The following is a 7,039-nucleotide window of genomic DNA, read 5'->3' as shown; positions in this document are numbered from 1 at the left end:
GACTTCAAGGCGGCAATAGACCAATTTTTTTCTGTGACTCTTCCAGAGATCGCAGGCTCTTTGACATCTCGAATTAATGATCATTTTCAGGTTCTCAAGCCTGCATCTTCAAGTTGATTCGGTATATTTCCCTATAGTTTCACACGAATTCAAAGAAGAAAATTTTAAAGGCAGAATTGGACAACTGCTTCCTGAAATTACAACAAAAAAACCAGAACTCATTCCGGTTTTTGCTTCATTTCAAGCTTTTTCATCGCCGGACAATATATGGTTGTCTAAATTCGCGACTCTTTGTAACAAGAGTAAGCATGAGCAACTTAGTGTAATCAATTGCCTTGGAGCGAAAGCGCACTATTCAAAAAACGAGAAAGGGGAAACCATCGTTGAATATAGTGATCAGTCAGAAATTACGTTTAAGAGAATGCCTCTAATGATGATAACTGGCTATCCTGATGGTGGTGAGGGAGAGTGCTATCATCACTACATTTTGTTCGATGAGATTAGAGTAGAGCTTTTGACATTCTTAGATGACTGTATCAGTGGTGTAAAATACATAATTAGCGAGCTAGAGTCGGCACAAACCTAACAAACTGTTTAAGAGTGATTCGCAACGCGTGGCATTTTTACTATGCGTTGCGTTTAGTGTTTAAGGTGGTATGCGGCGGCATCGGTATTGCGTTGCTCACACCTTAACAGAGCGTTAGCCGTTTGAAAACTTGCTATGCTCAGAGTGATAGAATAGTATTACTTTAGTGTTTATTTGGAGCAGCTCAAATGAAAGTAGAACTTGTGACGTCACTAAAACGGCAGGCCACTAAGATCCTTGCCGATCTTCATGATACGAAAGAGCCAGTATTGATAACTGAGCACGGAAAGCCGTCAGCTTACCTTATTGATGTAGACGATTATGAATTTATGCAAAATCGTTTAGCGATCCTCGAAGGCATTGCTCGTGGCGAGCGAGCTCTGGCGGATGGCAAAGTGGTCAGCCATCAAGATGCTAAGGACAGAATGTCAAAATGGTTGAAATAATTTGGACGGAGCCGGCTCTATCCGATCTGAATGATATTGCTGAATACATCGCACTTGAAAATGTCGTGGCTGCTAAACAACTGGTGCAAACCGTTTTTACAAAAGTTGAACGTTTGGCCGATTTTCCAGAGTCTGGGCGCGTCCCACCAGAACTAGAACACCTCAATTATCGTGAAGTCGTTGTAAATCCATGTCGTGTTTTCTATAAGTATGATGATGAAAAGGTTCGTATTCTTTTTGTTATGCGTGCGGAGCGAGATTTACGTCGGTTAATGCTAACGAAACAGTAGCTTTGGAAAAACGGCTAACAAACGCTTCAAGAGGGACAGCCAACGCGCGGCATTTTTACTATGCGTTGGTTTTGGTGATTACGGTGTTATGCGGAAAGTTAGTAGTAGCGTTGGCTGCCCCTTAAGCGGGCGTTATGTGCTAGGGGGATATAAAGTAAATGAAATACAATGTAGATCAAGAGGCTAGTAGCATACCTTCCGTCGAAGTTTTGGCTGATGATAGTCATCAACTTAGAGCGTCTGTTGATATAGATAATGGTGATATCTATTTGGATTTTTCAACAAGAGAAGCTTTGCGTGATTTTGCTCTTAGCTTACTTTATGAATCTGAGTTTGGTAGCGGGGAGTTGGAAATGTATCCCCTAAGTCATGAAGGTAAGCTGCATGTTGTAGAGGGTGTTAGGTTAACTGAAGATAGCTCACGTATTTTTACTAAGTATGCAAATACAGATAACACATAACAAAGCGTTTAAGGCAGATTCTCAACGCCTGGCATTTTCGGTTTATTCAACTTTAGCGTTTACGGCACAATGGTTTAGGTAGGGTGGCGGCGTTGCTCACTACTTAACGCGGCGTTATGCTTAATCACCAAAAAATCAGTGGTTTATGATTGTTCTTTGTTCCCTTGGCTTGTGAGTTTCGTGCTCGTCGGCAAATTGGCTTCAGTGGGCGCTGTTTTCTGGACATCCATTCTTGGGCGCTAAAAATTCTGAGAGTTGCCTCAGTCAATTTTCGGGCAAGCGCGAGGTTATGGTAGTTGGCTCAATCAGCAATTTGATCTTAGGTTTTTGAGTATTAGCGGCCAAAGTTCAATGTCTGATTTTCAAAATCATGAGTCATTTCCGTTTTTTAGGTTGTGGCCTTTGCTTGTGAATCAAGGTCGAGTTAATCTTGGTTTTATCAAAACGTAAGTTATTGAAGCTTAAGCATAACAAAGCGTTCAAGTGGGATTTGGCACGCGTGGCATTTTCAGTTTGCGTTGGGTTTGGTGGTTACGGCATTGTGCGGTAGCTTTTGTATTGCGTGCCTGCACCCCTTAACGCGGCGTTATGCAACTCAGGTAAATTTAGGGGGTCAATCTTTTTAGATTTCTCCGGCCATTCGTTTTGTGTTGTCGGCAAATGAGCTTTTTTACCCTCAAATTCGTGGTTAACTCAAACCGTAAAACAGGCAAGGTTCTTTGTTTGCCTCAATGAGTTTTGGTGCTGGTTTTTTGCCAATTCAGCGTGCGCAAAGTGTGGAAAGGGCAAGTTAATCGAGCATTTTGCGCTTGCTGAAAGTCTTGCTTGTAGGGTTTGTTTCCTTCAAAAGCTTGGTTGGTTGTTGAAAGGTGGACTTTGTTTTGGCGGCTTATTTATCACAGTTCTTGCTTGGGTTGGTTCTTGAATCACTCAACCATTGCAATCGTGGCTTTTGATCGAGTAAAGTCAGTTTATCTCATTGAATTTGCATAACAAACGGCTCAAGAGGGATTGCCAACGCGTGGCGACTTTAGTGCAAAATTGAAGTTCAGTGTTTACGGTGTGTTTTTTGAGTTCGGCGGTGCGTTGTCAACCCCTTAGCCGGGCGTTATAAGCTTTGGAGGCTTTAGTGATTAAAATTCGAGAAATGGATATTTCCGATTACGATTCAGTGATTGATCTGTGGTGCCAGACGGAAAGCTTGTCATTAAGAGATGCTGATTCTAAACAAAGCATTGAAAGTTATCTTAACCGAAATTCTGGGCTAAGTTTTGTTGCGTTAAGCGGCAATAAAATTATTGGTACGGTACTCGTTGGGACCGATGGTCGCAGAGGGTATCTGCAACATTTAGCTGTTTCATCAGAATTTCGAGGCCAAAGAATAGGTAAAGCTTTGGTTGAAAAATCAGTTGATGCTTTGGCTTCGATTGGTGTTTCAAAGACGCATTTATTTGTTTATAGCAATAATGTTAATGCGCAAGATTTTTACGAAAAGTTAGGCTGGTTTCCAAGGGATGAAATACGCATGTATTCGTTTAATAACTCAAGCAATCCAAATGTTTAGCGGCAGCTTATAACAAACGGCTCAAGAGGGATTGCCAACGCGTGGCGACTTTGGTGCAAAATTGAAGTTCAGTGTTTAAGTGTGTTTTTTGAGTTCGGCGGTGCGTTATCAACCCCTTAGCCGGGCGTTATGTTCAAAGGAGAAAAATTTGAGTCTATTGATGGATATTAGCTTTGTGTGTAGATGCTCTCATCATATCGAAGCGACTGTATATGTTCCTGATCCCGATTTCATGGCAGAGAAATCTCGTGATAGTACCAGTGAACATTGGGAAGAAATTGAGTGTGAGAAGTGTGGAGATATGTATGAGGCTTACATAACCAACTCATTCTCATATGCTGAATGTAGCATCGATAATGGTGAAATAGATGTGAATTATTCAGTCCCTTATTACCCTGATTTAGGTGAAGATGATCTCGATTGGTTTATTGAAAGCTCAAAACAGTTTTCTGTATTCGAACGCCAAATAGAGAACGTAAAAGGTCTTCTTGAAGCGGAAGTTTCCGAAGAGCAAGCTTTTAGCTTGCATGTAATGCTACATGGTCATGTTGTTGCTGCAGTAGAGGCATATCTTGCGTCTACGTTTATACATAAGGTTACTAACAACAGTGACTTTATACAAAAGCTAGTAGAAACTGATCCTACGTTTTCACAGCAAAAATTCACTCTTAAAGAAATATTTCAAAAGCAAAACCAATTAAAGCAAACAGTAGCAAAGTACTTAAAAGACCTGATATTCCATGACCTTAAAAAAGTTAAGCCCATGTACAAGGACGTGTTGAGCGTAGATTTTGGTGAAATTAAGTGGTTATTCCAAGCTGTTAGTACAAGGCATCACTGTGTTCATCGTGCTGGTTATGATAAGGATGGGAACCCCTTAGTTATCGGTGCTGAATCTATTCGTGAGCTAGTTGATAAGAGTTGGGGCTTTATCGTCTTTATCGAAGAAGAGCTAAAAACCTTAGAACAACAGTCCGATTTAGATCTGGATTTCGACATACCGTTTTGAACATAACAATCTGTTTAAGAGTGATTCGCAACGCGTGGCATTTTTACTATGCGTTGTGTTTAGTGGTTAAGGTGGTATGCGGCAACATCGGTATTGCGTTGCTCACACCTTAACAGGGCGTTAGTTTTTCTCAAGAAAATCGCATAAAGGTTGAAGATGGTCTCATATAGAAATATGACTGAAGAAGAATTTCAGTGTTATAGGTTGTATTCCAATGAATTTAGAGGGCAAGAACTCGCTGCCGCAAAGCAAGTATCCCATGCTAAAGGGGTGCAGTTGGCAAACATGGAACTTGATGACTGTTTACCTCAGGGGTTAAAAACAGAAAATAATACTCTTCTGTGTCTCGAAGTTAAATTGAATGGTATTACATATGTAATTGGTTATTTCTGGTATTTTTTAGCAGAAACCTCAGCATTCATTTATGACTTTCAAGTTTTCCCTGAGTATCAAGGTAAAGGTTATGGCAGCCGCATATTTCAAGAATTGAATGAATTTTGGACTGGTAGTGGAATTGAACAGGTTGAATTATTAGTGGCTTACGATAATGAGCGAGCTTTTAAGCTTTATAAGGAAATTGGCTTTAAAGCGACAGGAATAAACATGGTCATGCAGACAAAAAACTAACAAACAATTTAAGAGTGACTCCTAACGCTTGCCGATTTTACTCCGATTTGAACTTTGTGTTTACGGTGCAATGGTTTAGCTCAGGTTTTATAGCGTTGTCGCACCTTAATTGGGCGTTAGCCTAATCCAATAGTAAGTGAGTCTATATGACAGATAACATTTGGGAAGATAGAAAAACACCAGATCTTGAGCACATTCTCGAATTATTCAACAATACTGAGTTGGGTGCATATCTAGCAGGTCATTTATTGCTTGAGTCAGTATTAGTTCAATTAATAGAGTTGAAGCTTGATGATAGTGAGAAAATAAACCCATTTAACATGAGCTTTCCTAATAAGGTTAAGTTAGCGCTAAATCGCGGTTTAATTTGGCAATCAATGGCTGATTTTTTGATCGAAATGAATCGTATTAGAAACAGGTTAGCACATCGTTTAGGTGAGCCCATTACTTTTGATTTAGTCTTTGGTTTAGCCAAAGTTGCTCACTTGGGTGGCGTCGATTTTTCTGATGACACAATACATTCTGATTATCAGTTGTCTCAGCAGTGGTATGGGATTCAAGGAATCATCCAAGAAATATTCCAAAATGCCGCACAAGACCTTTCATTTATAATGGAAGAGAATGGTGGGGAATTTCAGTTTGCTTAGGCTAACAAACAATTTAAGAGGGATTCCCAACGCTTGGCATTTTTGCTTCTACTTCAATTTTAGTGGTTACGGTATGATGCTGTAGGTTGGGTGGTGGCGTTGCTCACCCCTTAATTGGGCGTTATGCAACTCAGGTAAATTTAGGGGTTCAATCTTTTGGGATTTCTCCGGTCATTCGTTTTGAGCTGTCGGCAAATGAGTATTTTTACCCTCAAATTCATGGTTAACTCAAACCGTAAAACAGGCAAGATTCTTTATTTGCCTCAATCGGTTTTAGCGTGGGCGTGTTGTCAATTTAGTGGGCGCAAAGTGTGGAAAGAGCAAGTTAATCGATAATTTTGTATTTGTTGAAGGCTTTGCTCGTTGAGTTTGTTTGGCTCAAAAGCCTAGTTTGTCGCTGAAAGGCAGACTTCATTTTTGCGGCTTATTTATCACGGCTTTTGCTTGGGTTGATTCTTGAATCACTCAACTATTGCAATTGTGGTTTTTGATCGAGTAAAGTCAGCTTATCTTATTGAATTTGCATAACAAACAATTCAAGTGGATTCTCAACGCGTGGCAGTTTTACTATGCGTTGAGTAAAGTGTTTTACGGTGCAATGCGGCGGCTTGGTCAGTGCGTTGTTCACCACTTAATTGGGCGTTAAGCGTATTTTGATAGGGTTTAAAATTTGAGTGAAATGGTATTCAATAACACCTTTAATAATGGTGAAAATGCAAGGTTCAATGCTTGCGTAGGAAACAATGGTTGGCAAAGTTTAGAAACTTACAGCGATGGCTATGATGAAGCTGTTACTGTTTTGTATGAGTCAGCAAAATCATACAGAACGCCGTTAGATGTTATAATACATCCAATGGTTTTTTCAGCTCGACATAGAATCGAACTTTTTTTAAAAGCAGCGATAAAATCTCTTGGCGAAATGAGGAGTGAATTAGAAGTTTCTGACGAAAAGTTAATAAAAACACATGATCTAAATAAACTCTGGGAACTTTTCAAGGAAAAGGCTCAAGTTTGTGATAGACGTTTCAATGATTTTTTGTGTGACAGCGAAGAAATAGTATTAGAGTTTGCGGAAATAGATCCTACAGCAGAGACTTTCAGGTATCCATACTCTCAGGATAATCAGAAACATCTAGTCTCAACTCCTGTAATTAACATTGAAGTTTTCTACGAGCGCTATCGCTTTTTGTCTGAAAAAATGGATGACATGTTTTATAAATTGGAAGCGTTAGTACATGAATATCAGCAAGGTACTTTCACAAGTAAGTTATCACGCCATGATCGTAAGCGCGTCATAAACACCGCATTCTAATCAACTTCAGCACGCTATACGATCAAACCTCCAACCTCAAGGAGATTTGAAATGGTAAAACGACGCACCAACCAAGAATGGCAAACCTTGTTCGAGC

9 protein-coding genes and 1 pseudogene are annotated in these 7,039 nt (G+C 39.9%); all 10 read left to right on the top strand.

Annotated features, from left to right (window positions below; all coding sequences use genetic code 11):
- Window positions 1-117, top strand: a pseudogene (locus EYW48_RS19910) (IS630 family transposase); the annotation flags it as partial.
- The gene (locus tag EYW48_RS19905; RefSeq protein ID WP_277432921.1) at window positions 77-586 is read left to right on the top strand and encodes a hypothetical protein; all 510 of its coding nucleotides are present in this window, start codon (window positions 77-79) and stop codon (window positions 584-586) included. The pseudogene EYW48_RS19910 and the gene EYW48_RS19905, both read left to right, overlap by 41 nt.
- Before the next feature lie 188 nt (window positions 587-774).
- Window positions 775-1,032: a type II toxin-antitoxin system Phd/YefM family antitoxin gene (locus tag EYW48_RS19895; protein ID WP_000861987.1), complete on the top strand. Its 258-nt coding sequence runs from the start codon at window positions 775-777 to the stop codon at window positions 1,030-1,032.
- Window positions 1,020-1,322 (top strand): type II toxin-antitoxin system RelE/ParE family toxin, encoded by a 303-nt coding sequence (locus EYW48_RS19890; RefSeq protein WP_000229324.1) that lies wholly within the window; start codon window positions 1,020-1,022, stop codon window positions 1,320-1,322. Before EYW48_RS19895 ends, EYW48_RS19890 begins: the two co-directional genes overlap by 13 nt.
- A 158-nt stretch (window positions 1,323-1,480) precedes the next feature.
- Window positions 1,481-1,783 (top strand): hypothetical protein, encoded by a 303-nt coding sequence (locus tag EYW48_RS19880; RefSeq protein WP_277432920.1) that lies wholly within the window; start codon window positions 1,481-1,483, stop codon window positions 1,781-1,783.
- A gap of 1,129 nt (window positions 1,784-2,912) precedes the next feature.
- The gene (locus tag EYW48_RS19870; RefSeq protein WP_277432919.1) at window positions 2,913-3,347 is read left to right on the top strand and encodes a GNAT family N-acetyltransferase; all 435 of its coding nucleotides are present in this window, start codon (window positions 2,913-2,915) and stop codon (window positions 3,345-3,347) included.
- Between the two features lie 148 nt (window positions 3,348-3,495).
- A complete protein-coding gene (locus tag EYW48_RS19865; protein ID WP_194568971.1) occupies window positions 3,496-4,356 on the top strand; it encodes a hypothetical protein in 861 nt (286 codons plus the stop codon).
- Between the two features lie 174 nt (window positions 4,357-4,530).
- Complete coding sequence (locus EYW48_RS19855; protein ID WP_088729602.1) at window positions 4,531-4,983, top strand: GNAT family N-acetyltransferase; 453 nt, start codon at window positions 4,531-4,533, stop codon at window positions 4,981-4,983.
- A gap of 146 nt (window positions 4,984-5,129) precedes the next feature.
- Window positions 5,130-5,630, top strand: coding sequence for a hypothetical protein (locus tag EYW48_RS19850; protein ID WP_216652980.1), 501 nt, complete (start codon window positions 5,130-5,132; stop codon window positions 5,628-5,630).
- A 670-nt stretch (window positions 5,631-6,300) separates the two neighbouring features.
- Window positions 6,301-6,942: a hypothetical protein gene (locus EYW48_RS19845; RefSeq protein ID WP_277432918.1), complete on the top strand. Its 642-nt coding sequence runs from the start codon at window positions 6,301-6,303 to the stop codon at window positions 6,940-6,942.
- Window positions 6,943-7,039: the final 97 nt, after the last annotated feature.

The sequence above is a fragment of the Vibrio sp. 1180_3 genome (assembly GCF_029478545.1).
Classification (GTDB): domain Bacteria; phylum Pseudomonadota; class Gammaproteobacteria; order Enterobacterales; family Vibrionaceae; genus Vibrio; species Vibrio aestuarianus.
The sequence above is the reverse complement of the archived record's forward strand: the minus strand, read 5'-3'. Positions and strand labels throughout refer to the sequence as shown.